The organism is Planotetraspora kaengkrachanensis (assembly GCF_016862895.1).
GTDB lineage: Bacteria > Actinomycetota > Actinomycetes > Streptosporangiales > Streptosporangiaceae > Planotetraspora > Planotetraspora kaengkrachanensis.
In genome coordinates this window covers 36,662-62,903 of the sequence record NZ_BONV01000037.1, presented here as the reverse complement: position 1 = coordinate 62,903, position 26,242 = coordinate 36,662, and the positions used below count along the sequence as shown (strand labels likewise).

20 protein-coding genes are annotated in these 26,242 nt (G+C 70.2%); 15 read left to right on the top strand and 5 right to left on the bottom strand.

All coding sequences use genetic code 11. The features are described 5' to 3' along the window. Positions 1 to 232 precede the first annotated feature (232 nt). Positions 233 to 1,510: an ABC transporter ATP-binding protein gene (locus Pka01_RS31510; RefSeq protein WP_203886586.1), complete on the top strand. Its 1,278-nt coding sequence runs from the start codon at positions 233 to 235 to the stop codon at positions 1,508 to 1,510. A 45-nt stretch (positions 1,511 to 1,555) separates the two neighbouring features. On the opposite strand, the gene Pka01_RS31505 is transcribed toward Pka01_RS31510, so the two are convergent. After that, positions 1,556 to 2,176 carry an ACT domain-containing protein gene (locus Pka01_RS31505; RefSeq protein ID WP_203886585.1) on the bottom strand — a complete coding sequence of 207 codons (621 nt, stop codon included), beginning with the start codon at positions 2,174 to 2,176 and terminating at the stop codon, positions 1,556 to 1,558. A gap of 231 nt (positions 2,177 to 2,407) precedes the next feature. On the opposite strand from Pka01_RS31505, the gene Pka01_RS31500 reads away from it, so the two are divergent. Beyond that, positions 2,408 to 3,790, top strand: a complete 1,383-nt coding sequence (locus tag Pka01_RS31500; protein WP_203886584.1) for a sensor histidine kinase — start codon at positions 2,408 to 2,410, stop codon at positions 3,788 to 3,790. 27 nt (positions 3,791 to 3,817) lie between these two features. Here Pka01_RS31500 and Pka01_RS31495 read toward each other — a convergent pair whose 3' ends face one another. Further along, entirely contained in the window at positions 3,818 to 4,756 is a 939-nt protein-coding gene (locus tag Pka01_RS31495) for an alpha/beta hydrolase (RefSeq protein WP_203886583.1), read from the bottom strand. 166 nt (positions 4,757 to 4,922) lie between these two features. On the opposite strand from Pka01_RS31495, the gene Pka01_RS31490 reads away from it, so the two are divergent. Genes Pka01_RS31490 through Pka01_RS31480 form a run of 3 tightly spaced genes read left to right on the top strand, consistent with a single transcriptional unit; the run spans position 4,923 to position 9,245 of the window. Then, positions 4,923 to 6,995: an N-acetylneuraminate synthase family protein gene (locus Pka01_RS31490; RefSeq protein WP_239115639.1), complete on the top strand. Its 2,073-nt coding sequence runs from the start codon at positions 4,923 to 4,925 to the stop codon at positions 6,993 to 6,995. Between the two features lie 13 nt (positions 6,996 to 7,008). Beyond that, entirely contained in the window at positions 7,009 to 7,950 is a 942-nt protein-coding gene (locus Pka01_RS31485) for a glycosyltransferase family 2 protein (RefSeq protein ID WP_203886581.1), read from the top strand. Continuing rightward, positions 7,947 to 9,245, top strand: a complete 1,299-nt coding sequence (locus Pka01_RS31480; RefSeq protein WP_203886580.1) for an alpha-2,8-polysialyltransferase family protein — start codon at positions 7,947 to 7,949, stop codon at positions 9,243 to 9,245. Before Pka01_RS31485 ends, Pka01_RS31480 begins: the two co-directional genes overlap by 4 nt. Before the next feature lie 97 nt (positions 9,246 to 9,342). Here Pka01_RS31480 and Pka01_RS31475 read toward each other — a convergent pair whose 3' ends face one another. Both Pka01_RS31475 and Pka01_RS31470 read right to left on the bottom strand, forming a co-directional pair. After that, positions 9,343 to 10,554, bottom strand: coding sequence for a DUF6716 putative glycosyltransferase (locus Pka01_RS31475; protein WP_239115654.1), 1,212 nt, complete (start codon positions 10,552 to 10,554; stop codon positions 9,343 to 9,345). Positions 10,555 to 10,559: 5 nt separating this feature from the next. Further along, positions 10,560 to 11,702, bottom strand: coding sequence for a hypothetical protein (locus Pka01_RS31470; protein WP_203886578.1), 1,143 nt, complete (start codon positions 11,700 to 11,702; stop codon positions 10,560 to 10,562). A 255-nt stretch (positions 11,703 to 11,957) separates the two neighbouring features. Here Pka01_RS31470 and Pka01_RS31465 point away from each other — a divergent pair, with 255 nt between their 5' ends. From Pka01_RS31465 to Pka01_RS31440, 6 genes are all read left to right on the top strand, one after another. Continuing rightward, positions 11,958 to 13,454: a sulfatase family protein gene (locus Pka01_RS31465; RefSeq protein ID WP_239115637.1), complete on the top strand. Its 1,497-nt coding sequence runs from the start codon at positions 11,958 to 11,960 to the stop codon at positions 13,452 to 13,454. 529 nt (positions 13,455 to 13,983) lie between these two features. Beyond that, positions 13,984 to 15,324 carry an ABC transporter substrate-binding protein gene (locus tag Pka01_RS31460; protein WP_203886577.1) on the top strand — a complete coding sequence of 447 codons (1,341 nt, stop codon included), beginning with the start codon at positions 13,984 to 13,986 and terminating at the stop codon, positions 15,322 to 15,324. An 87-nt stretch (positions 15,325 to 15,411) separates the two neighbouring features. Continuing rightward, positions 15,412 to 16,386 carry a carbohydrate ABC transporter permease gene (locus Pka01_RS31455; protein ID WP_203886576.1) on the top strand — a complete coding sequence of 325 codons (975 nt, stop codon included), beginning with the start codon at positions 15,412 to 15,414 and terminating at the stop codon, positions 16,384 to 16,386. Further along, positions 16,383 to 17,273, top strand: a complete 891-nt coding sequence (locus Pka01_RS31450; protein WP_239115636.1) for a carbohydrate ABC transporter permease — start codon at positions 16,383 to 16,385, stop codon at positions 17,271 to 17,273. The genes Pka01_RS31455 and Pka01_RS31450 overlap by 4 nt, the downstream gene beginning before the upstream one ends. Beyond that, positions 17,270 to 18,703, top strand: a complete 1,434-nt coding sequence (locus Pka01_RS31445) for a GH1 family beta-glucosidase (protein ID WP_203886575.1) — start codon at positions 17,270 to 17,272, stop codon at positions 18,701 to 18,703. Before Pka01_RS31450 ends, Pka01_RS31445 begins: the two co-directional genes overlap by 4 nt. A 45-nt stretch (positions 18,704 to 18,748) precedes the next feature. Continuing rightward, positions 18,749 to 19,768 (top strand): LacI family DNA-binding transcriptional regulator, encoded by a 1,020-nt coding sequence (locus Pka01_RS31440; protein ID WP_203886574.1) that lies wholly within the window; start codon positions 18,749 to 18,751, stop codon positions 19,766 to 19,768. Between the two features lie 48 nt (positions 19,769 to 19,816). Here Pka01_RS31440 and Pka01_RS31435 read toward each other — a convergent pair whose 3' ends face one another. After that, entirely contained in the window at positions 19,817 to 21,112 is a 1,296-nt protein-coding gene (locus Pka01_RS31435; RefSeq protein WP_203886573.1) for a condensation domain-containing protein, read from the bottom strand. Between the two features lie 492 nt (positions 21,113 to 21,604). Between Pka01_RS31435 and Pka01_RS31430 the strand changes: the two genes are divergently transcribed. The 4 genes from Pka01_RS31430 to Pka01_RS31415 all read left to right on the top strand — a co-directional run bounded on the left by Pka01_RS31430 (position 21,605) and on the right by Pka01_RS31415 (position 26,222). After that, positions 21,605 to 22,924 carry a GH1 family beta-glucosidase gene (locus Pka01_RS31430; protein WP_203886572.1) on the top strand — a complete coding sequence of 440 codons (1,320 nt, stop codon included), beginning with the start codon at positions 21,605 to 21,607 and terminating at the stop codon, positions 22,922 to 22,924. A gap of 123 nt (positions 22,925 to 23,047) precedes the next feature. Next, entirely contained in the window at positions 23,048 to 23,938 is an 891-nt protein-coding gene (locus tag Pka01_RS31425) for an aldose 1-epimerase family protein (protein ID WP_239115634.1), read from the top strand. Positions 23,939 to 23,943: 5 nt separating this feature from the next. Next, on the top strand, positions 23,944 to 24,936 hold the full coding sequence (locus Pka01_RS31420) for a phosphotransferase family protein (RefSeq protein WP_203886570.1): 993 nt from the start codon (positions 23,944 to 23,946) through the stop codon (positions 24,934 to 24,936). A 77-nt stretch (positions 24,937 to 25,013) separates the two neighbouring features. Further along, on the top strand, positions 25,014 to 26,222 hold the full coding sequence (locus tag Pka01_RS31415) for an FAD-dependent oxidoreductase (protein ID WP_203886569.1): 1,209 nt from the start codon (positions 25,014 to 25,016) through the stop codon (positions 26,220 to 26,222). Positions 26,223 to 26,242 lie beyond the last annotated feature (20 nt).

The window sequence follows — 26,242 nt, the reverse complement described above, 5'->3', positions numbered from 1 at the left end:
TTTCAGCAAAGTTGTTACATTTCGCCGCGGGCCGGCGGTCGCCCCAGGTCATTAACAAGCCCTGACAAACGGCCTTAACGACGGGAAACGTATCAGTAACGCCAGGTTTCACAGTGATGCTGGATTTCTCACAACATGTATGGACACAAGACGTCAGACGCGATGTACTACCTCATCAATCACACTGATGGCTGGGGATCCGGGCTCGTGTGCCCGGGAGGAACGAGCTTTCATGAGCACCGTCGTCCTCGACAACGTGACCAAGGTCTACCCGGGTGGGCATCTCGCGGTCGACCGCATGAACCTCCGGGCCGCCGAAGGTGAGCTGCTCGTCCTGCTGGGGCCGTCGGGCTGCGGGAAGTCGACGCTGCTGCGCATGATCGCGGGACTCGAGGAGATCACCAAGGGCGACCTGTGGCTGGGCGGCAAGCTCGCCAACCACCTCGCGCCACGCGACCGCGACGTGGCGATGGTCTTCCAGAACGGCGCCCTCTACCCGCACCGCACCGTGCGCGGCAACATCGCGTTCCCGCTCGAGATCGCCAAGGAGGACCCGGCGACGGTGAAGGAGCGGGTGGTCGAGTTGTCCCGCGCCCTGCACATCGACGAGACCCTGGACCGGCGGCCGGCGACCCTGTCAGGCGGGCAGCGCCAGCGCGTCGCGATGGGCCGGGCGATCGTGCGCCGGCCGTCCCTGTTCCTCATGGACGAGCCCCTGTCGAACCTGGACGCGGGCATGCGGACGGAACTGCGGATGGAGATCTCCTCACTGGTCCGCTCGCTCGGCGTGACGACGATCTACGTGACACACGACCAGGTCGAGGCGCTGACGCTGGCCGATCACATCGCCATCATGAACAGGGGCGTGCTGCAGGACATCGGCACTCCCGGGCAGGTGTACAACGATCCCGCCACGGCGTTCACCGCGGCGTTCCTGAGCTCCCAGCAGCTCAACCTGCTGGCCGCCAACGTGCGCACGCCGCAGAACCAGTACATCCTCCTCGACTTCGGCCCGCACCAGATCACGATGCAGTGGACCGATCCACGGGCGTACGCGGTGTCGAGGCACGCGGGGACGCAGATCATCGTCGGCATCCGGCCGGACGCGCTCGTGGCCGTGCCCGAGCACACCGAGGGCCCGACCTTCTTCGGGCGAGTCCGCACCCTGGAGTACCACGGTCACGAATGGCTGGCCTACCTGGAGGCGGGCATCCCCTCGGTCGTCGTGCCCGAGCCTCCCGACAGGCGGCACGCGAGCGGCGGCGGCCAGCAGGGCGCCAGATCACGATCGGTCATGCGCCGCCTCCTCGGCAACGACGCGCAGGACGACCAGCGGGAAGCGCCTCCCGTGAGCACCGGCAGCGGCACCCACCGCCGCGCCGACCTGATCGTCCGCCTCGGCAGCCGGCCCGTGTGGAGAGCCGGAGAACTCGGGCGAGTGGCCGTCGACGTCTCCCGGCTCATGCTGTTCACCCAGGGCGGCGACCGCATCGATCCCCCGCGCCGCTGACCCCGCGGCCCGCCCCTGTCGTCCTACTGCGGTCCTACTGCCGTCCTAGACCGTACGGCTGACGCCCGAACGGGCGAGCACGGCGACGATGCCGGCGAGACGAGCGATCTTGTCGAGCTCCGCCCGGTGGAAGGCCGGCCCCTGCGAGCGGGCCACCACGAGATGGGCGTCGTCCATGGGCACGCACGCCAGGTGCAGGGACCCCTCACTCACGGCGGACGGCCGAAGCGGCGTCAGCTCGGACACCGGCACCACCTCCGGAGCCTGCCAGCTGCCGTGCACGACCTTGCCGTTCCCCGAGTCGACGGCCACCGCCCAGTCGGCGCTGACGACGTCGGGAACCGCGTCGACCAGCGTGACGACGGCCCGGTCGGGCTCGCCGGCGACATGGCCGAGCAGGTCGTAGTCCGGGCTCGTACCCGGCGCCTCCCGGGTCGGCCAGACCGCCTCCACCCGGGTGCCCGGCACCACGCCGATCCGCTCGCGCAGTTCGCCGGGCTCGAACACCCCCGACCAGGAAACGGTGAAGTCGTCGACGGCCCTGCCGGCCTGCCGTTCGAGGACGGTCACCTGCAGGATGTCGGCCCCCATCACGCCGAACGCCCGGGCCACCTGACCGAGGACCCCCGGCCGGTCGGGGAGCGAGACCCGTAGCCGCAGCAACATCCGCGTCACCTCCTTGTGCGACAACAACAGTGTCCGACCCAGGTTTCAGGTGCATTACGGCAATGGGTCATGCCATTGCCTCCCGATTCCCGCCGCCACCCGTACCGCCGTAGGCCACGGGGTGGAAGACCTCCCCACCTCAGGCGGGACCATTGAGAACTTTGACCAACTTTGGCAATGGCTTGAGGATGTCGCGAAATACCGCGCGATGACCATGAGTAACCTCGGGGGATGCCCCTCCCCTGGCCGCGTTCGCGATCTCTGCGCGCACGGCTGACCTTCATCGCCACCGCTGCCGCCGCCCTAGTCCTCATCCCCGTCTCCATCGCGGCGGACGTGGGCGTCCGGCATGCCGTCGCCGCGCACATCTGGAACGACAGCCTCGACGCGGCGAGCAGGATCGCCGCCGAGATCCGCGACGGGCGGACGCCCGCGGACATCACCACGGCGGAGGGCGGCATCGACCTGATCGCGGTGACCGGCGCGAACGGGGCCGTGATCACCACCAGCGCCGCGGCCAAGGGGCTCCAGGCCTTCACGTCGATCCGGCCGTCCGTCGACACCCGGGTCGCCCAGACCACCACGTGCGAGCTCCCCAACCGCGACTGCGTTTACCTGACCGCCGTACGGGTCTCGGACACCGACGACTCCCTGATCGTCTACGCGGGGCGCTCGGCGCCCGCGATCTTGGACAGCCGATTCCCGGAACTGGAGCTGCTCCTGCTGGTCGTCGTCCTCGGCGGCGGCGCGGGGCTGATGGCGTGGTGCGTCTCCGGCCGCGCGTTACGCCCGGTCGAGGCCATCAGCTCGGAGTTCGAGGAGGTCTCGGCCGACAACCCGGGATCCCGCGTGCCCGAGCCGCCGGGCGACGACGAGATCGCGCGCCTCGCCCGCACGGCGAACGACGCGCTCGCCCGGCTCGACAAGTCGATCCGGCAACAGCGGCAACTCGCCGCCGACGCCTCTCACGAACTGCGCACGCCCATCGCCGGGATCCGGGCCCAGCTGGAGGACGCGCGGTTGCACCCGCAGGACACCGCCGTGGCCATCGACGCGGCGCTTCGCGACACGGGCAGGCTGGAGGCGATCGTCTCCGACCTGCTCCTGCTCACCAGCATCGGGACCGCCCCGCACACCGCACGCGAGCGTGTGGATCTCGGACGGCTGGTCTCCGGCGAGGTGAAGCGCAGGTCGGGGCGCCTGCCCATCCGGCTACAGCTCGAGCCGGACGTGATCGTGAGCGCGCTGCCCGCCCAGATCGCCCGCGTCGTGACGAACCTGCTCGACAACGCCGAACGGCATGCGGCCACCGGCATCAGCGTGGACGTGCGCGCCGACGACGAACGCGTGATGTTGTCGGTGGTCAACGACGGCGATCCCATCCCCGAGGAGGACCGGGAACGGATCTTCGAACGTTTCTACCGCAGGGACACCGCGCGGAGCAGGCGGGACGGCGGGACGGGGCTCGGCCTGGCCATCGCGCGCGAGATCGCCGAGGCCCACCACGGCACCATCACCGTCGAGGACGTCGCCCAGGGAGTCAGGTTCGTCGTCCGCCTCCCGCGGGCTCCGCAGGAACCGCCCGCCGACGACGCGCCTCCTCCGGCCCGCTGAGATCGTCCGGCGGCACCCCGGAACCCCTCAGGCGGGAAGCAGCGCGGGCAACACGTCTTCGAGCTCACGGGTCCAGTACCGCCAGTCGTGAGTGCCGGCGCCGTAGAAGTCCGTGGTGACGGCCACGCCGGCGGCCTTCGCCGCGGTGACGAAACGCCGGTTCCGCTCGAGGATGGACCGCTCCCCCTCGTCCACGGACTGACCCGGACTGTCGAACGGGCCGGGCCCGCCGTCACCGCACGCGAGGTAGACGCGCACCTTCCCGAGGCGCCCGGCCAGATCCGCCGGGTTGTGCGCCTTCCAGACCTCCGGCCGCTCGCGGGCGTCCCCCCACAGATCCCGCGGGTCCACGCCGTATTCGCGCATGAGCCCCTCGAGCCCTCCGGGGTCGTATCGGGTGTCGATCACCCCGGAGAAGGACGCCGCCGCCTCGAACACGCCCGGATGCCTGGCCGCGTACGCGAGCGCGCCGAACCCGCCCATGGATGCGCCCGCGATCGCACGGCGGTCACCCGTGCGGTACCGCGCCTCCACGAGCGGCACCACCTCTTTCATGTGGAACGTCTCCCAGGCCGGTCCGTCGAGCCAGTCCGAGTACCAGCTCATCGCGCCGCCCTCGGGGACCACCACGACGGCTTTCAGGCCGGCCGTAACCCGCTCGGCGTCGCCGTACGCCAGCCAGGCGTCTCCTCTGCTGACGCAGCAGCCGTGCAGCAGGTACAGAACCGGCCATCCGGTGGACCCCTGAGTCCAGCCCTCGGGCTTGAGCACCCACACCGAGCCCTCCCGGCCGAGCGCGGGCGACCGGATCGACAGGCGGTCGATCCTGCTGCTCAGCACCTCGACGGCGGTGACCCGCGCTCCCCGCGTCCCGGTCGCGCCCCCGCCCTCCGGCGTCGTGCCCGGCGCAACCGAGCACCCCGCCAGGGCGGCCAACACGACCAGACCAGCGAAGATCCGGCGCATTCCCGCACCTCCCCTCGCCGTGATCGCCCGCTCGGACGTCATCCAAAGTTAAACATGCGGCCTATACCTGTTCAGCTGACTCACGCCCAACCAGCCCTCCCACTGGCTAGGTTTCGGGGCACCCCCAATCTGGGGGAACTGTCGTCGCATGCAGAAGGAGTCACTCGTGCGAGTGCTGGCTGTTGTCCCCGCCCGTGGTGGTTCGGTGGGCGTCCCGCTGAAGAACCTGGAGAAGGTGGGAGGCACACCACTGGTCGCGCGAGCGGTCGCCGCGTGTGTGCAGGCCGAGCTCATCGACGAGGTCGTCGTCAGCACCGACCACGACCGCATCGCCGAAGTGGCCGAGAACGCCGGGGCGCGCGTGGTCCGCCGCCCGGCCGAGATCAGCGGGTCGACCGCCTCCAGCGAGTCGGCCGTACTGCACGCCCTGTCGGAGGGCGTCGACGAGGACCCGGAGATCGTGCTCCTGGTGCAGTGCACCAGCGCCTTCATCGACCCGGCGGACCTCGACGCGGCCATCGCGAAGGTCGTCGCGGGCGAGGCGGACTCGGTGTTCTCCGGCACCGAGACCTACGAGTTCGTCTGGACCGGCGACGGCCACGGCGTCAACCACGACCCCGCGATCCGTCCCCGCCGCCAGGACCGCGAGGCCCAGTTCCGCGAGACCGGCGCGTTCTACGTCATGCGCACCGCGGGCCTGCGTGAGCACGGCCACCGCTTCTTCGGCCGGATCGCCGTGCAGCAGGTCCCCGCGGAGCACGCGGTCGAGGTGGACACCCCCGAGGACCTGAAGATCGTCCGGGCCCTCGCCCCCGTCGTGGACAGGCCGCTGCCGATCGACGTCGACGCCGTGGTGACCGACTTCGACGGCGTGCACACCGACGACCGCGCGTTCGTCGACTCCGAGGGCCGCGAGCTCGTCGCCGTCAGCCGCGCCGACGGCATGGGCGTCTCGCTCCTCAAGCGGGCCGGCGTCAAGGTGCTGGTGCTTTCGTCCGAGCAGAACCCCGTGGTCGCCGCCCGCGCCGCCAAGCTCGGCGTACCGGTCGTCCAGGGCCTGACCACCAAGCACGAGGCGCTCAGCGAGTGGATCGCGGCCGAGGGCATCGACCCCGAGCGGGTCGCCTACATCGGCAACGACGTCAACGACCTCGCCGCGATGTCCCTCGTCGGCTGGCCGGTCACGGTTCCCGACGCCCACCCCCGCGCCCGTGCCGCCGCGCGCGTCGTGTTGTCGACCCCCGGTGGGGCCGGAGCCGTCCGCGAGCTGTCGGACCGCGTGCTCGCCGCCCGGCCCGAGGGCGACGCCGCCGCCCCTGCCGCCAGGCCGACCGTCACCGTCTCCTCGGTCGCGTCGCGGCCCCAGCCCGCGCCGGTCCAGATCGGCGACGCGCTGGTCGGCGCCGGCCAGCCGGTCTACATGATCGCCGAGATCGGAATCAACCACAACGGCGACGTCGACATCGCCCGCAGGCTGATCGACGTCGCGGCCGACGCCGGCTGCCAGGCCGTCAAGTTCCAGAAGCGGACTCCCGAGATCTGCGTGCCGATGGAGCAGCGCAGCCAGATCCGGCAGACTCCGTGGGGCGAGATGACCTACATGGAGTACAAGATCCGGACCGAGTTCGGCTACGACGAGTACTCGCAGATCGCCAAGCACTCCGAGGAGCGCGGGCTCGCCTGGTTCGCCTCCCCCTGGGACGTGCCCTCGGTCGAGTTCCTCGAGGCGATGGACGTTCCCACGCACAAGGTCGCGTCCGCGTCGATCACCGACCACGAGCTGCTCCGGGCGCTCGCGAGCACCGGCAAGCCGATCATCCTGTCGACCGGCATGTCGACGCTCGAGGAGATCGACAAGGCGGTGGAGATCCTCGGGACCTCCAAGCTCGTGATGATGCACGCCACCTCGACCTACCCGCTGCCTCCTGAGGAGGCCAACCTCCGCACGATCGTCACCCTCCAGGAGAGGTACGGCGTGCCGGTCGGTTACTCGGGTCACGAGCGCGGCCTGCAGATCTCGCTCGCGGCGGTCACGCTCGGCGCGGTCACCGTCGAGCGGCACATCACGCTCGACCGGACCATGTGGGGTTCGGACCACGCCGCCTCCCTCGAGCCGAGCGGCCTGGAGCACCTGGTCCGGGACATCCGCATCATCGAGAGCGCGCTCGGCGACGGCGTCAAGCGCGTCTTCCCGGGCGAGGAGGCCCCTCGCGCCCGCCTGCGCCGCACCACCGCGTGATCACGGAGGGCTGGTGATCACACTTTCGGTCGTCGTGCCGGTCCGTGACGGGGAACCTTACCTCGCCGACGCACTGACCTCCCTGGTCCGCAACGTGTCGAGCACGTTCAGGACCGAGGTCATCGTCGTCGACGACGGGTCGGCCGACGCCACCCCGGAGGTCATCGAGGACTTCCGGGGCGACCTGCCGGGGCTGGCGGTCATCAGGAACCCGGCTCCTGTCGGCCTCGCCGACGCCAGGAACCGGGGGCTGCAGCTCGCCACCGGCAGGTATGTGACGTTCCTTGACGGCGACGACTGGCTCGCGCCGGGCTACCTGGCCCAGCTGGTGTCGGCCATCGAGGGATTCGGCTGCGACTTCGTCCGGGTGGACCACATCCGGGCGGAGGGCCGCAAGCGGGAGATCTTCCGCGCGCCGGAGGCCCGCAGGAACGTCGTCCTCGACCCGCGGGAGTCCATCCTGCCCGCGGGCGCCAAGACGCTGGTCGACTATCCCTTCGCGTGGGCCGGCATCTACCGCCGCGAGTTGGGCGAGCTGCTCACCTTCCCGAGCGGCCTGCACACGGCCGAGGACCGTCCGTGGATCTGGCGGCTGCACCAGCGGACGCGGTCGTTCGCGATGGTGTCGCTCGCGGGGGTGTTCTACCGCCGGGGGTTGCCCGGCTCCCTCACCCAGGTGGGCGACGACCGGCAACTGCACTTCTTCGATGCTTTCGAGCAGGTCTTCGCTGAGGTCGAGGACAGGTTCCGGCCGAAGGCGATCCGGACGTTCTGCGCGTTGCTCGTCAACCATCTCGAGGCGGGGCAACGGTTCACCCCGGAGACGGCGGCCCGCTTCTCGGCCCGGGCCACGGAGGTGCTCGCCACCCTCCCGGAGAACCTCCTCGCCGAGGCCATCGCGACAAACGAGCCCGAGCGGCAGGCTACGCTGCTGCGCCTGAAGGAGGGCTCATGAACCAGGTGTTCCACGCCTCGCGGTTCTTCGGGGCGATGACCATCGCGGCCGCGATCGACGCGGGCGCGTTCGGCACCGCGGACCGGCGGGTGCTGCTCGTCACCAACAACGCGGACATCCCCGAGGTCGCCCAGTCTCTGGACGAGACGCCTGGTTTCGCCGCGCTGCGGGACAGGTTCGACGAGATACGTTCGTGGAACGAGATCATCGCGCCGCTGCACCCGTCCGAGTGGAAGGCCCGCGCGGTCGAGGCTCCTCTGTTCGCGCGGCTGCTGGAATCCCACCTGGGCGTCGACAGCGTGGACGAGCTGGTCCTGGAGTCGGTCATCGTCTCGCCGGCCCGCACGCTGCCCGGGTTGTTCAAGGACTGCCGGCTGACGGTCTACTCCGACGGCCTGATGGCCCACAGCCCGACCAGGGACCCGCTTCCTGCGGAGATCTCCGCGAGGATCGCCAGGCTCGTCCACCTCGACCTGGTTCCCGGGCTGACTCCGCTGCTGCTCACCGAGCACGGCGTGCCGTCCCAGGCGCTGCCGGTCGAGGCCTTCCGGCAGGTCGTCGCCCAGGTCGCGGCGGCGGAGCCCGACGAACTCCAGGGCGACGCGGTCGTGCTCGGGCAGTATCTGGCGGCCCTCGGCATCGTCACCCCGCAGGAGGAGGCCGAACTGCACGCCTCCATGTTGCGGGCACTGGTCGCCAGGGGACACGAGCGGATCGTGTTCAAACCGCACCCGGCCGCGGGGCGGCGGCAGAGCATGCAGCTCAAGCGGATCGCGGCGGACGTCGGCGCGCACCTGGTCCTCGCGGGTGAGCACACCCCCGCCGAGGTCCTGTTCGCCAGGGTTCGCCCGGCGCTCGTCGTCAGCTGCTTCTCCACGGCGCTGATGACGGCGCGGAAGTTCTTCGGCCTGCCCGTGGCGTCGACGGGCACCGATCTGCTGCTGGAGCGGCTCAAGCCGTTCGAGAACAGCAACAGGATCCCGGTCACCATCGTCGACGCGAGTGTTCCCAGGCTGGCGGCGGACGGGTCCCTGTCCGAGCCTCCGCCCGTCGACCTCGGCGGACTGGTCGGCGCGGTCGCGTACTGCATGCAGAGTGACCGTCACCCGGAGCTGCGCGAGACCGCGCGGGCGTACGTCGAGGCGAACGGGCATGCGCGGTACTTCAAGAAGCGCAGGCTGGAGGTGCTGGACCTGCTGCCGGAGCCTGAGCCCGTCCCCGAACGCGAGCCGGAGCCTGAGCCCGCGGCGGCGCCGGCGCCTGCGTCACGGCTGCGCCGCCTCATCGGGCGGTAGACCCCGGAAGGCGCTGAAAGAATCCCGGAAAGCAACCCTGGAGAACAAAAAATGCCCGCCGCTGCCCATGCGGCGGGCATTCGCGTTCTTCAGTCCGTCAGAACGCCTTGAGGTAGCGGCGCATCCGGCGCTTGGCGCGATAGCCGTACTTGAGCACCTTGGGCGGGACCTCGAGACGGAGCCGGGCCCGGCGGCGGGCCGTGGCGTGTTCGGGCCCGTCGAGGACGGAGCGGGCCGCGACGAGGGCGCCCGCCTGGGCCGCCGCCACGAGCCCCGACACCCGGTCGACCCAGTCGCTGGCCGAGGCGTCGTGGAAGTAGTTGGCCTGGCACCACGCTTCCGTCGGCATGCGGAAGTCGGCCTTGGCCAGTTCCTCCATCGTGCCGAGGCAGCCGCTGCCCTCGAAGACGAGGTTGATCATCTCCGCGCTGACCCCGAAGTCGGACAGCACGAGCAGCGGCACCCGCTGGGCGATCGCCTCGAGCGCGGCCGTCGAGCTGACGGTGACGAAGCCCGCGGCGTGGGTGAGGTGCTCGTGCATCGGGCCCGCGGCGAAGCGCACGGCATCCTCGCGCACCCGGCCCTCCGCCGCCATCGCCGTCCAGAGCCGCTCGTAGTGATGGCGCTCGTTGTGCGTCTGACGCTCCGAGTCGCGGGCCCGCAACTTCACCACGACGTCGAGGTCGGGCCGGTTCGCGGCGAGTTCGGCGAGGGCGAGCAGCACCTGCTCGCGCTCCTCGCGGCGCCGCGGCACCTTGGCCTGGGTCGCGAAGATCACGCGATCGCGGGCCCCCTGCGGTGCGGGGGCGCCGAGGTCGAGGTACGGCAGGCGCGCCAGCGCGACTCCGCCGCCTCCGCCGAGCTCACGGCCGATCGCGGAGAACTCGGCGACCTCGCGGCCGCTGTGGACGACGAACAGGTCGCAGCCGCTGCGGAACAGCCAGGCCTTCTCCGTGGCGGGGACCGAGATGCCGGGCAGTCCCGACACGAACACCGGCCGGGGCCGCAGGTCGGCGAGGATCTCCGCGGCGAGGACGTCGACGACGGGGCCGGTGCAGGCGAGCAGGATGACGTCGGGGCGGAACCGTTCGGCGGTCTTGCGCAACTGCCTGGACGACATGACCGCGGGGAGCCGGTCATGTCCGGCGCCGGCGATTCTGGTGCCGCTCACGGCGGCGGCGATCTGGCTCTCCGAGGGGGCGATGGGCGTCCGGACGACCGCCATTTCCGTCGGCCATGACGCCGGGAGCGTGTCGAGCAGGCCCGCGGCCCACTTCAGATAGGAATCAGCGTCGGCGACGGCGAGCACGCGGGTCAAGAAGCAACCTTTCCGGGGTCCGGGGTCGTCCCCGGATGAACACTGCCGGGGTCCGTGGTCGCCCCCGGATGAACACTGCCGGGGTTCGAGATCGCCCCCGGATGAACACTGCCGGCGCCGGGGGTCGCCCCGGTCCGGCCTGCGCCGGAGCCCGGCTCGGCTTCCGGCGAGGTGTGGTGGGCGAACTGCTGCAGGTGAGTGCGCAGCGAGGGTCCGGCCGAGGCGGTCCACCAGTCGTCGGGGACCTCGACGGTCTCGACGGGGACGCCGCGGGCGGCGAGCAGCACGCGCAAGGAGGTCACCGCGGTGGAGGGCATGCTCAGCACGCGCTGGTCGGGGCGGAGGTCCCGCAAAGTCATCTCAACGGGGATGCCGACGTCGTTGATGGTGAGACCGGGGATTTCGCTGACCCGCTCGAGGTCACGGGGGTCCTCACGCCGGTGCGGGTAGTAGGCCACCGGCTCTCCGAGGCCCTCCAGCCAGTTCAGGTAACGGTCCCGGTGGACCAGGCCGTTCCTGACGAGGGAGGTGCCGAGCACGATCGTGCGCTCCTGCGGCGGACGCTCGCTGGGTTGGGACCGCAACCAGGCGAAGTCGTGCATGACGAGCCGGGTGCCGGTCTTCCGCACGCCTGCGGCGAGGTCCTCGGGCACGGGTAACGCGGTGAAGACGGTGAGCCTGCGGCCGCGGAGGCGGAAGCCGGCGGTCGCGCCGAGCACCGACCGGCCGAAGCCCGGCTTGCCCCTGGCCCGCAGGAGCGGACGGCGGGAGCTGAGCAACTGCAGCAGATGAATGGTGGCGAGGCCGTCGTCGACCAGGATCGTGCGGCCGGGGATCGAGGTGACGAGCGCGAACTGGACCCGCCCGGAGAAGGCGTCGCCCACCGCCCAGGTGCGGCCCGGGCGCGGCATGCGCCCTGACGGCTCCTCGAAGGAGAGCCCTGCGGGGAGGCGCAGGCCGTTGAGAGCCTTACGGGTGAGCCTCAGCGCGGGCAGCCCGGCGCGCGGCACGACCCGGGTCTCAGCCCCGAGGAGCCCCGCGTGGTGGGCTTCCACCACGCACAGGAGCTGCAGTGGGGACTCCACCCACGCGACGGCCGACCCTTGTTCATCGACGTGGTTGCGACCCTCGATATCCACGCCCCGTAATGACCCATTCACGACCTGTCCAGAATAGCCAGCTAAGGCTACAGCGGCAGGAACATGCGGTGAACACAGGTTGAAAGGATCTTCGTTCCTCGCAGGCCATACCCGGTGGGCATGACTCGCCGCCGCCCCTCCCTCGTCGCGCCGCATTCCGAATAATACGGTTTGTCCGTATATGCGAACCTTGTGTACTCATTCGATTACAGGCCGTGTGTTTTTCCTGGTGAGCGGTTGGCAATGTTCTACGCCGTGCCCCTATCGAAGAGATCCAGAGGATGGTGGCCCTGGCTCGCCGGTGCACTCGTCTTGTGCACGGCGTTCTCCAGCGCGGCGCACGGCGAACCAGCACCGGCCCAGAGGCCGAACATCGTCTTCATTCTGACCGATGACCTGAACACCACCGATCTGCAGAGATTTCCCAACATCTGGAATCTGCTCGCCCGGCAGGGGGCGTCGTTCTCGCACTTCTTCGTCACCAACCCGTGGTGCTGCCCGTCGCGGTCCTCGATTCTCCGCTCGCAATACGTGCACAGCCACGGAGTGGTGAGCAACCGGCCGCCGACGGGCGGCTTTCCCAGGTTCCGGCCGATGGAGGAATCCACGCTCGGCACCTGGATGCACGACGCGGGATATCGCACCGGCCTGATGGGCAAGTACCTCAACCAATATCCGATGGGCGCCGCCTGGTCGTACGTCCCGCCCGGCTGGGACCAGTGGGCGGTGCCGGTCACCCGTCTCTACCAGGAGTACGGCTACGCCCTCAACGAGAACGGGACGATCTTCCAGTACGGCAACACCGCCGAGGACTACCTGGAAGACGTGATCAGCGCGAAGGCGGACAGGTTCGTCTCGCAGCGCGGCACTGATCCCTTCTTCCTGTACCTCGCGCCGGTCGCCCCCCACCTGCCGGCCAACCACTCGCCCAGGCACGAGTTCGCATTCGCCGGCGAACCCGCGCCCCGGACGCTCTCGTTCGACCAGCAGGATCTGTCGGCCGAGCCGATGTGGCTGCAGCAGCGGCCGCCGCTCACCGCCAGGGCCGTGCGCCGGATCGACACCATCTACCAGAACCGCGCACGCGCCATGCTCGGTGTGGACGACATGGTCGGCAGGCTCGTCTCGTCGCTCCAGCAGTCGGGACAGCTCGACAACACCTACATCTTCTTCGCCTCGGACAACGGCTTCCATCTCGGCCAGCATCGGCTGGAGCCCGGCAAGACGACGCCGTTCGAGGAGGACATCCGGATCCCCATGATCGTCAGGGGTCCGGGCATCGCTCCCGGCAGCACGATCGACCAGATCTCGTCGACCGTCGACCTCTCCCCCACGTTCGCCGAGTTGGGGCGCGCCTCCACCCCGGGGTTCACGGAGGGCCGTTCGCTCGTCCCGCTGCTGCAGGGCCGCAAGGTCCCGTGGCGCGACGCCGCGCTGATCGAGTTCGTGCACGCGGCCTACTCGCCGCTGTGCCCGCCCACCTACAACGCGCTGCGGACCGCGCAGTACGCCTACGTGGAGTACGAGACCGGGGAGCGACAGCTCTACGACCTGTACGCCGACCCGAACGAGATGCACAACATCGCGGCGACCGCCGATCCGCAACTGGTCGCCACCCTGTCGGCACGACTGGCCGCGCTGCACGCGTGCAGCGGGGCGAGCTGCCGCATAGCCGACTCCACTCTTCCGTCCGAGGTACGCCTGGCGAGGGCGCCCCCCGCGAGGGGCGGGGGCGCCCCGCCCTTCGCTTGACCGGCCGCGAGAGCATCCGCGCGACCAGTCCGTGACCGTCCGCGACCAGTCCGTCTGAACACGGCATCAGCGGCCATCGCCCGCGCGGGCGGTGGCCGCTCACCGTCTGTGCACCCGCTCATGGTCTCCGCGGTCGCATGGGCTCGCCTCCGTGACCGCATCACCCGACGACCACCCCGGTCGCATCGCCCGGCCCCGCGGGCGGGCACCCCGCCCCGCGACCTCCCCCGTCGGACGGCACAGCCCGCCTCAGGGGTGACTACGCGTGCCCAGAGGGACACCGTACGCCTTCTCTCATGGTTTTCGCCCAGATGAGACTGGGAGCGCTCCCACTCCCCATTATGCCTGGATATACGCATTTGAGATGATCAACTTCGGCTCGGTGTAACGGTTATGTTTCGGCATATTGACGCTGACGTCGCTGATGGACGACTCTTCGTGGGAGCGCTCCCATAGTGCTGTGGTCGGGGATCGGCCATGGGATGCCACCTCCCACGAGATTCGGGATACCACCTGAGAGGGGTCCGGAATGATTGACAGATCGCGCCGCGGCAGGATGCTCGCGGTCGCAACGGCCACGGCCCTCGCCCTCAGCGTCACGGCGGCGTGCGGCGGTGACGCCGACGAGGCGCCGTCGGGCGGTTCCTCGGCTGCGGCGCCGGTCACCATCAAGGTCCAGACGTTCGGCGGCGGCAAGAACTTCGGGTACAAGGAGGCGATCGACAAGTGGAACGCCTCCCACACCGACATCAAGATCCAGGAAGAGCACCTCACCGACCAGTTCGAGCAGGTCTACTGGCCGCAGATGATCCAGTGGCTGCAGTCCGGCTCAGGAGCAGGTGACGTCGTCGGCATCGACGAGGGCGGCATGGGCCTGGCCAAGGCGCACCCCGAGTGGTGGGCCGACCTCGGCGAGTACGGCCTGTCGAGCCGCCAGGGCGACTTCGCCCCGTGGAAGTGGGACGGCGGGCTCACGGCGGACGGCAAGCTCTTCGGCCTGGGCACCGACCTCGGCGGCATGAGCCTGTGTTACCGGCGCGACCTGTTCGAGAAGGCGGGCCTGCCCGCCGACCGCGACGAGGTCGGCAAGCTCTGGCCCACCTGGGACGACTTCATCAAGGTCGGCCAGGAGTTCCAGTCGAAGGTGAAGGACACCAAGTTCGTCGACGGCACCAACACGCTCTACAACGTGGTCCTGGTGCAGGAGGCCGCCAAGAACGGGGGCGTGTCCTACTTCGACAAGAGCAACAACCTCATCGTCGACAAGAACCCCGCGATCAAGACCGCCTACGACTTCGCAGTGAAGATCAGCCAGGACGGCCTGACGGCCAAGCTTCGCAACTTCACCCCCGAGTGGAACACCGGCATGAAGAAGTCGCAGTTCGCGACGCTCGGCTGCCCCTCGTGGATGCTCGGCGCGGTCAGCGGTGACGACGGCGCGGGACCGGAGTTCTCCGGCAAGTGGGACGTCGCGGCGGTGCCGGGCGGCGGCGGCAACTGGGGCGGCTCCTGGCTCGCGGTGCCCAAGCAGTCGAAACACCCGAAGGAGGCGGCCGCGGTCGCCGACTACCTGACGGGCAAGGAAGGCGAGATCAGCGTGTTCACCTACAGCGGGAACATGCCGAGCAATACGCAGGCCCAGCAGGACCCGGCCGTTCAGGGCGCCAAGAACGAGTACTTCAACGACGCCCCGGTCGGCGACATCTTCGCCAAGTCGGCGTCCGCGCTCCAGCCCGTCTTCCTCGGAGTCAAGCACGCTCAGGTGAAGAACGCGGTGGAGTCGGTCATCTCGGCGCTGGACGACGGCTCGGTGCCGTACGACCAGGCGTGGCAGAAGCTGCTCGACGACGCGGTCAAGGCAGCGGGCTGATCCACCCGCCCGTCAAATGAGCACCGGCCCGCCCCGGAGGCACACCGCAGGGCGGGCCGGTCGCCTGCTTCCGCTGAAAGGTGACCCATGAGCCTGCACGTCGACTCGGGACCGTCCACTCGGGCGCCGGTCCCGCCTTCGAGAAGGCACGGGCGACCGCGGCCGGGGCGGACCTTCCTGTCCTGGCTGGATCTGAAGGCCGCTCCGTACCTCCTCATCTCGCCGTACTATCTGCTGTTCCTCCTGTTCGGGATCTTCCCGCTCGGCTTCACCCTGTGGTACTCGCTCTACGACTACGACCTCGCGGGGACGGTGGAGTGGACCGGGCTGGGGAACTACACCGCGCTCCTGGCCGACTCGGCGTTCTGGAACGCGGTCGTCAACACGCTCGGGATGTTCGTCATCGCGACCGTCCCGCAGATCCTCCTGGCGCTGCTCCTCGCCAACGCGCTGAACAAGCGGATCAGGGGCCGGTTGTTCGTCCGGCTGGGCGTCCTGCTCCCCCTGGTCACCTCGGTCGTCGCGGTGGCCGTGGTGTTCACCCAGCTGTACGGACGCGACTGGGGACTTTTCAACTGGATCCTGGGATCAGTGGGCGTCGATCCGGTCGACTGGAAGGCCGAGCGGCTGCCGTCCTGGCTGGCGATCTCCACCATGATCGACTGGCGGTGGACCGGCTACAACGCGATCATCTTCCTGGCCGCGATGCAGACGATCCCGAAGGACCTCTATGAGGCCGCCGCCATCGACGGCGCCTCACGCCGCCGGCAGTTCTGGCAGATCACCATCCCGATGTTGCGGCCGACCATGATCTTCGTGGTGCTGAACTCCACGATCGGCGGCCTGACGCTGTTCGCGGAGCCCACCACCTTCTACGGAGGCAACGTCCACGGCGGCAGCAACAGCCAGTTCCAGACCGTGTCGATGTTCATCGTCGAACAGGGCTTCCGGGAGTTCGACTACGGCTACGCGGCGGGTGCGGCGTGGCTGCTCTTCCTCATGATCCTCATTGGATCTCTCATCAACTTCCTGCTCATCCGCCGGATCGGGGGTAGAAAGTGACCACGCTCTCAGCGCCGGCCGAGACTCGGAAGCCCCGGGTGAAGCGGACCGGCGGCTCCGACCTCTGGAAGGCCACGCCGCTCACGAGGATCGTGCTGATCGTCACGATCGTCATCTCGGCCTTCCCGCTGTACTGGATGGTCGTCATCGCCTCGCGGTCCAACCGAGAGGCCACCGACATCCCGCCGCCCTTCCTGCCCGGCGGCAACCTCGGCCAGAACATCCAGCGGGTGCTCACCAACGAGGACGCCCACTACCTGGCCGGCCTGACCAACTCGGTGATCATCGCGTCGACCGTGACGATCTCCGTGGTGCTGATCTCCACCTTCGCGGGCTTCGCCTTCGCCCGGCTGCGCTTCAAGGGCGGCCGGATCCTCCTGCTGCTCGTGCTGGTGACGATGATGGTCCCGCTGCAGCAGATGGGCATGGTCCCGCTCTACCGGATGATGGTCAGCCTCGAATGGATCGGCACGCTCAAGGCCGTGATCCTGCCGTACCTGCTGAACGGCTTCGGCGTCTTCCTCATGACGCAGTACACCGAGCAGGCGGTGCCGAACGAACTGGTCGAGGCCGCCCGCGTCGACGGCGCGTCGACCCTGCGGATCTGGTGGAACGTCATCCTGCCCGCCGTACGGCCGGGCATGGCGGTGCTGGGGATCAACACGTTCATGCTGACGTGGAACGACTTCCTGTGGCCGCTGATCGTGCTGACTCCGGACAACCCGACGGTCCAGGTCGCCATCAACTCCCTCAACGCCAAGTACGGCACGGACTACGTCCTCATCTTCAGCGGGACCGCGATGTCCGTCCTCCCCCTCATCGTCGTTTTCGTCGTGTTCGGCCGACAGATCATCGGCGGACTCATGGAAGGTGCAGTCAAAGCGTGACCACGCAAGGTACACGAGCAGAAGCCGAGGCGGCAGGGCTGACGTTCCCCACCGGGTTCGTCTGGGGCGCCGCGACCTCGGCCTACCAGATCGAGGGCTCGGTCACCGCCGACGGGCGCGGGCCCTCCGTCTGGGACACCTTCTGCCGCCGGCCGGGCAGCATCGTGGGAGGCCAGAACGCCGACATCGCGATCGACCACTACAACCGCCACCAGGAGGACGTCGCGCTGATGGCCGGCCTCGGCCTCACGGCGTACCGCTTCTCCGTCTCGTGGCCGCGCGTCCAGCCGGACGGCGCGGGCGCGATCAACGCCAGGGGCCTCGACTTCTACAAGCGACTGGTCGACGAACTGCTCGGCCGCGGCATCGACCCCTGGCTCACGCTCTACCACTGGGACCTCCCCCAGGCCCTCGAGGACGCGGGAGGCTGGCCCGCGCGTGACACGTCGAAGCGCTTCGCCGACTACGCGGCCGCCGTGCACGCCGCGTTGAGCGACCGGGTTCGGAACTGGAGCACAGTCAACGAGCCCTGGTGCGCGGCCTTCCTGGGTTACGCCTCGGGCGAGCACGCCCCCGGGCGCCGCGACCCGGCGGCCGCGATCCGGGCCGCGCACCACCTGAACCTCGCGCACGGCCTGGCCACGCGGGCGATGCGGGCCCAGAACCCGGCCTCGCGGATCGGCGGATGCGTGAACCTCTACGCGATCTCCCCGGCCACCGGGAGCGAGGCCGACCTGGACGCGGCCCGCCGCATCGACGGCCTGCAGAACCGGTTCTTCCTCGACGCGCTGCTGAAGGGCGCCTACCCGGAGGACGTGCTGGCCGACGTCGCCCACCTGACCGATGGCGGGTTCGTCGAGGACGGCGACCTGGCCACGATCTCCGCGCCGCTGGACATGCTGCTGATCAACTACTACAGCCGGTTCACCGTGTCCGGGGCGCCCGGAGGCGCGACGTCGGCCGCCGCGGCTCCGACCGACTCGGGCTCCCCGTGGGTGGGCAGCGAGCACGTGGGGTTCGTGAACGGGGGCCGCCCCGTCACCGGCATGGGCTGGGAGATCGACGACGCCGGGCTGTACGAGATCCTCACCCGGGTGCACGAGGAGTATCCGGCGATCCCGATGGTGATCTCGGAGAACGGCGCCGCCTTCGACGACGTGGTCGTCGACGGCTCGGTCCACGACCCCGAGCGGACGGCCTACATCGAGGCGCACCTGCGGGTCTGCCACGCCGCGATCGAGGCGGGGCTGCCACTCCAGGGATACTTCGCGTGGTCGCTGATGGACAACTTCGAGTGGGCGTGGGGGTACGGCAAGCGGTTCGGGCTCGTGCACGTGGACTACGAGACCCAGGTCAGGACGCCCAAGTCCAGCGCGTTGTGGTATGCCGACACCATCAGGCGCGGTGGTCTGCCGAGTCCGGCAGAATAAACGCGTTCGCGATCAGCGGTACGTGCAGATGAGGGGGCGCCGGAGATGAACGGGGACCGTCGCGTGGGAGGGCGCCCAACCCTGGAGGCCGTCGCCGCTCGCGCCGGCGTGGGCAGGGGCACCGTCTCGCGGGTCGTCAACGGCTCGTCGAAGGTGAGCGACAAGGCCAGGGACGCCGTCCTGCTCGCGATCGAAGAGCTCGGGTACGTGCCCAACCGCGCGGCCCGCACCCTCGTGACCAACCGGACCGACACCATCGCCCTCGTGGTGTCGGAGTCGGAGCAGCGCGTCTTCGACGAGCCCTACTTCGCGGGGCTGATCCGCGGGATCGGATCGGCCCTGTCGGAGACCGGGCTGCAGCTGATCCTCACGATGGCGCAGAACCGGCAGGAGCACGACCGGCTGGAGGGCTACCTGACCGGGCAGCACGTCGACGGCGTCCTGCTGACGTCGGTTCACGGGGCCGATCCGTTACCTGGCCGGCTGGAGGAGCTGGGCGTGCCGACCGTACTCGGCGGCCGCCCGGTGGGGCTGAACCCGTACAGCTACGTCGACATGGACAACCGGGCCGGTGCCAGGCAGGCGGTGAAGTACCTGGTCTCCAACGGGAGGACCGACATCGCCACCATCGCCGGCCCCCAGGACATGGGCGTGGGCGTGGACAGGCTGGCCGGCTACCGTGACGCGCTGCTCGCCACCGGCATGCCGGAACTGGTCTCCTACGGCGACTTCTCCGAGGAGAGCGGCGAGGCGGCGATGCGGGAACTGCTGGAGCGGCATCCCGGTCTCGACGCCGTCTTCACCGCCTCGGATCCGATGGCCGCCGGGGCGCTGCGGGTGTTGCGCGAGCGCGGCAGGTCGGTCCCGGGAGACGTGGCGATCATCGGATTCGAGGACTCGAAGGTCGCTCTGCACACCGATCCGCCGCTCACGAGCGTGCACCAGCCGACGGAGGCCATGGGCAGGCAGATGGTGAAGCTGCTGATCGCCCGGATCAACGGAGAGGCCCTGGAGCAGCCCGTCGTCATCCTCGACACGCACCTGGTGCTCCGCGCCTCCGCCTGAGCAGCCCCGGCCCGGCGCTCACGACGGGTCGACCAGGGACTCCATCGCTCACACTCCCCCGACGACCAGGGACTCCATCCCCAGGAGGAACGTCTCCAGGTCGCGGGGGGCGACATGCCGGGAGTCCGCCGTGACCATGACGCTGAGCCGGTCGGGCTCCCCGGTCACGTGGACGCAGAACCTGCAGTTGAGCTCGTCGAGCCCGCTCTGGGGGACGATCTCCGTGCGCGGGAGGGCCGCGCTGATCTCGGCGCCGCCCGGCACCTCCCCCACCGGTGTGACGGCCTCCACCGGCCGCTGGTCGTTGAAGCAGCAGAGCGGATCGGCCCCGGCCAGCCGCCGGTTCAGCTCGGCCTGGTCGTAGTACGCGTGCCGGTAGGCGCGCAGTGCCGCCGCCCGCGCGGCCACCATGAGCTCGTGGAAACCGGCGCGCCCGCCCTCTCCGCGCTCGTGCCCGGGCGGGAGCGCGAACAGGCCGAGCTGCGCGAGCGAGGTCACCACGTCCTGGTCCTTCCGGCGGAACCGGTTGTTGACCAGCGGGGTCATCGCGGCGGACGGCCGTCCCGCGATGCGCGCGGCCTCCACGCAGGCGGCGGCGAGCAGCACGGTCGAGGTGCTCACGCCGTACCGTGCGGAAAGGACCTGGCCGGCCCGGTCGAGCGCCGGCGAGACCATCGTGAGCCGCTGGTAGCGAGGGGCGGCGGACGGCTCCCGCCGCGTCGGCTCGAACACGGGTCCCCCGAGCTCGGCCATGCCGCGTTCCCAGAACGCGACCGAGCGCGCACCGCGGGCGGCGTCGTGGCCCTCCTGCCTGCCGACGAGATCCCGCAGTTGCTCGGACCTGCCGGGCAGCGTGCCTCTGAGCAGGGCCACGCGCAGATCGCGCGCGACGACGTCGCCCGCGTAGCCGTCCGCTGCCGTGTGGCAGAACGCGAGGATCACCTGCTCCACGACGCCGTCGCGGGTGACCAGACCCGCGCGGACCGGCCAGTCCTCCGCCGGGTCGAACCTCTTCTCCGCCACGGTCCGCGCGTCGAGATCCGCGCCCATCCGGGCCTCGATGCCGCCGCCGACCCCCACGACCTGGTACGGCTCGCCGTCCGCGCCGACCCTGACCCGGGTGCGCAGCGAGTCGTGCCGTTCCACGACCATGGCCAGCGCGCGGGCGACCCGCTCCGGGCCGGGTGATCTCGCGCCGCGGGGCACGGTGACCGTCCGCGTGAAGTTGAAGTAGCGGTCGCCGGGAGCGCCGACGAGCCGCATCGCCTCCCAGATGGACCGCTGTCCCCAGGCGAGGGGACCCGTCCACTCGCGATCGGCCGCGCGGAACGCCACCTGGATCATCGCGCCCCCCGGCCGGCGTCCCGCCCGCGAAAGCGCTCTCGCGCCCGGATGGTATGAGTAGGCCGCACAGATGCCGAGTCGTCGTGAGCCATTCGTCCGATAACTCCCCGTCAGGCGATGATTCGTGATCGACGTCCATCCGCCGCGTATCTCGCGCGTATCTCACCGGCCGGCCGCGCCGCGTCCCCTGCCGCGCGACATCCCATGACCGATGAGGAAACACCGAGGTGGTACGGCCCGGCGGGCCCGTGGACGCCGGCCGGATGGGCGGTTCATGCGCGATCAGGCTAAGGATTATGACTGGTTGGCGTCAAGATATTCAGCTTATTCTCCTGACATATACGACTTTGCGGATCGCCATTTTCGAAAATGCCTCCAATACTCTTCCGCCGGTCGCGCCATTGACGATTGCGGGTGAATTCTGTACGCTCCTGGGAGCGCTCCCATCAGATGGTCCCGAGGCCCAAGGGGGCGGCCTCGACGAGGAGAGACATGGACGGCCTGCGGTTCCCTGACGGTTTCGTGTGGGGGGCGGCCACCTCGGCCTACCAGGTGGAGGGGGCGACCACGGAGGACGGGCGGGGCAGATCCGTCTGGGACACCTTCGCCGCCGTCCCCGGAAACGTCGAGTTCGGCGAGACCGGCGATCCCGGCGCCGGCCACTACCACCGCTACGTCGAGGACCTCGACCTGATGGCCGACCTCGGGCTGCACAGCTACCGCTTCTCGATCGCCTGGCCGCGGATCCAGCCGTCAGGATCGGGCGCGCCCGACCAGAGGGGCCTCGACTTCTACCGCCGTCTGATCGAGGGCCTGGCCGAGCGCGGCATCCGCCCGATGGCCACGCTGTTCCACTGGGACCTGCCCCAGGACCTCCAGGACCGGGGCGGCTGGGAGAACAGGGACACCGCGTCGCGGTTCGCCGACTACGCCTCGATCGTCTTCGAGGCCCTCGAGATCGGCGACTGGCTGACGATCAACGAACCGAAGACGGTGGTCGAGAGCGGCTACCGATACGGGGTGCACGCGCCGGGCATCAAGGACGACGCGCGCGCCTACGTCGCCTGCCACCACCTGCTGCTCGCCCACGGCATGGCCACCCGGGCCCTGCGCGCCCTGCGCCCGGACGCGCGGATCGGCCCCGCCCTGAACCTGCACCCCACCTACCCCGCGGACGACACCGCCGAGGCACGGGAGGCCGCCCGGCACCGCGACGGCCTGGAGAACCGCCTCTACCTCGACCCGATCTTCAAGGGCCGCTACCCGGAGGACACCCTGGACTGGCTGGCCGCGCGCGGGCCGATCAGGGACCACATCCTCGACGGCGACCTCGCGATCATCAGCACGCCCGTCGACCTGCTCGGCGTGCAGTACTACACGCCCGTCTTCGTGGACGGCGCGGGAGAGCGGGTGTTCCTGCATTCCAGGGCGCAGGCCGAGTGGCTGGAGATCTACCCGGAGGGCTTCCACGACATCCTCGTGCGGCTGAGGGACGACATCCCCGGCGTGCCCCTGGTCGTCACCGAGAACGGGATGCCGGCCCTCGGCCAGCCCGGCCCCGGCGGGCGGGTCCGCGACGACGACCGCATCGCCTTCCTGCGCGACCATCTCGCCGCCATGCACCGCGCGATCGAGGAGGGGGCCCGCGTCGAGGGCTACCACGTCTGGTCGCTGCTCGACAACTTCGAGTGGGCCGAGGGATACGGCCAGCGCTTCGGCATCGTGTACGTCGACTACCCGACCCTGCGCAGGCATCCCAAGGACAGCGCGCTCTGGTACCGCGACGTCATCAAGAACGGCGAGCTGCGCTGACCCGGGCGGGGCGCCCCTCCGCTCCCCCCGATTCTGGATCAAGCCTTCCGAACTGGGATGATTGCCAGCATACGATTACGTGACCAGGTTGATGTTGACGTGGCGTCAGCGAGAGGACTCCCCGTGCCCGAGTACACCATCATCGGCGGCGGCTACGAAGCGGTGATCAGCGAAAGGGGCGGGGCGGTCCGCGTCCTGCGCCACCAGGGCCGCGACCTCGTGACGAGCTGGCCCGCCGAGGGGCCGATCCCCTACTTCAGCGGGACCGTCCTCGCCCCCTGGCCTAACCGGGTCGTCGGGAGCGTCTACACCTTCGAAGGCGTCCGCCACGATCTGCCCATCACCGAGCCCGCCCGCGGGCACGCCCTGCACGGCCTGGTCAGCGACCAGCTCTGGACCCGCGCCGAGGATCCCGACGTGGACGGCGACCACGGCCTCGTCCGGCTGACGCACACGATCGAGCCGACCGACGGCTACCCGTTCAGGATCGCGCTCGAGGTCCGCCACGCCGTGTCCGGCCGGGGCCTCACGACGACGCTGACCGCCCGCAACACGGGTGAGGAGGCCGCCCCCTACGGCTGCGGACCGCACCCGTGGCTGCTCGCCGGACCCCGGGTTCAGGAGTACGAGCTGGACCTGCCCGCCGGCCAGGTCCTGCTCACCGACGAGGTGCTCGCCCCCCGCGCCCTGGAGGACGTGGCCGCGACGCCGTACGACTTCAGGACGCCCCGCGTGGTGGAGGACACCGCGATCGACCACGCCTTCACCGGCCTCACCGAGGGGCGGGTACGCCTGCGCGGGCCCGACGGCGGGGTGGACGTCTCCTGGGACCCGGCCGCGATGCCCTGGGTCCAGATCTGCACCGGCTCGGCGCTCGACCACCACGGGCTGGCGATCGAGCCGATGACCTGCCCGCCCGACGCGTTCAACTCGGGCACCGACCTGATCGTGCTGAAGCCGGGAGACACCCACGAGGCGAGCTGGACCATCGCCGCCTCGGGCCCGCAGGGGTAGGGCCGGTGGACAGCCGGACCAAGCGGCGGTTGTCGGACGCCCAGCTCGACGCGACCCTCCGGGGCGCGCTGGGCGCGGGCGTCCTGTCGGCGGAGGAGCTGGAGGACGGCTTCGCCAACGCCGTGTACCGGCTCGGCCTCGAGGACGGCCGCCGGGTCGTACTCAAGGTCGGCCCTCCCCCCGGCCTGCGGCTGCTGACCTACGAACGGCACCTGCTGCGCACCGAGGCCATGGTGTACCGGCTGGCCGAGCCGGCGGGGCTCCCGCTGCCTTCCCTGCTGCACGCGGCGTTCGACGATCCCGCCCTCGGCGGGGACTACCTCGTCCTGTCGGCTCTCGACGGCGTGCCGTGGAACCAGGCCGCGCTCGGTCCCGGCGAGGACGCCTCGCTCAGGCACGAACTCGGCCGCCACCTGGCCCGTCTGCACACGATCCCCGGCACCGGTGTCTTCGGCTATCCCTTCGCCGGGCTCACCGGGGACGGCTGGCGGGAGGCGTTCCTCGTCATCGTCGGCGCGCTGCTCGACGACGCGGTCCACTACGGGACCCCGCTGCCTGCGCCGGTCGCGGAGATCTCCGCGCTGGTCGGCGCCGCCGCGCACACCCTGGACGAAGTCGTCACGCCCTCGCTCGTCCACTTCGACATCTGGCCGGGCAACGTGTTCCTGACCGGAGAGGGCCCGGGCAGGCGGATCCAGGCGCTGATCGACCACGAGCGGGCCTTCTGGGGCGACCCGCTGGCCGACTTCATCACGCCGACCATCTTCGGCGAGATCAGGGAGGACGACCCGCTGGTCGCCGGCTACCGCGAGGCCGGCGGGGCGATCCTGCTGACCCCGGCCGCACGGGTGCGCGCCGACCTCTACCGCACGTACCTGTACCTGATCCTCCTCGTGGAGAACGGTCCCCGGCAGTATCCCGAGGAGGCCTACGCACGGCTTCGCGACCTCGCCACCTCTTCCCTCGGGCGGAGCCTGGACGCGCTGCGCGTCCTGTAGCCCCGGGGCTCACCGGGAACCCCGACGACTGGAGCCGGGCCCGGGTGCCGTGCGACAATTTCATGGGGTGATGAATTATGCGGACGACATGTGCGATCGCAGGCGGGGGCCCGGCGGGGGCCGTACTCGCCCTCCTCCTGGCCCGAGCGGGCGTCGACGTCACACTGCTCGAAAAGCACGGCGACTTCCTCCGCGACTTCCGCGGGGACACCATCCACCCGTCGACCCTCCAGATCCTCGACGAGCTCGGTCTCGCCGAGAAGTTCCACCGGCTCCCCCATCGCAAGGTGCACTCCCTGTCGATGGTCACCGACGACGGCGCCGTGCCCATGGCGGACCTGAGCCGGCTGCCCGGCAGGTACAAGTACATCGCCTTCGTGCCGCAGTGGGACTTCCTCAACCTCATCACGGCGGAGGCTTCCAAGCACCCGAACTTCCACCTGCTGATGGACTCCACGGTCACCGACCTCATCCGGGGGGACGGCGCGATCCGCGGGCTCCGCTACCGCGACGAGGCGGGCCGGGAGCACGAGATCCACGCGACGCTGACCGTGGGCGCGGACGGGCGGGGCTCCGACGTCCGCCGGGCCGCGGGCCTGGCCCCCCGGGAGTTCGGCGCGCCGATGGACGTCGTCTGGTTCCGCCTGCCGCGGGAGGAGGGCGACCCCGGCGAGCCCTTCCTGCGCGCGTCGGCGGGCCATCTCATGGTGTCGATCAACCGGGGGACGTACTGGCAGCTCGCCTATGTGATCCCGAAGGGCGGCTTCGACGAGCTGAAGTCCGAGGGCGTCGAGTCCCTGCGCGCCACCGTCGCGCGGCTCCTGCCGTACCTCGCCGGGCGGGTGGCGGGGCTCGGCGGCTTCGACGAGGTGAGCGTCCTGCGGGTGGCGCTGAACCGGCTGCGCCGGTGGCATCTGCCCGGGCTGCTGTTCATCGGCGACGCGGCCCACGCCATGTCCCCGGTCTTCGGCGTGGGGATCAACCTCGCCGTCCAGGACGCCGTGGCCACGGCCAACATCGTGGGTCCGGCCCTGCTCCGCGGGGAGGCGCCGCGGGCGCTGCTGGCCAGGGTGGAGCGCCGCAGGAGGATCCCCACCGTGATCACCCAGGCCGCCCAGCGGACGGTGCAGAACCGCCTCATCGGCCCCACGCTGGCCGCCAGGCCCGTCTCCATGCCCCGCGGCCTGTCCCGTCTGCCGGTCCTCGGCGGGCTCGCCCGCCGCTTCATCGGCCTCGGCGTCCTTCCCGAGCACGTACGGCTGTCGCCAACGAGCGGCCAAAAGTGATCTCAATGGGCGGACGCCGA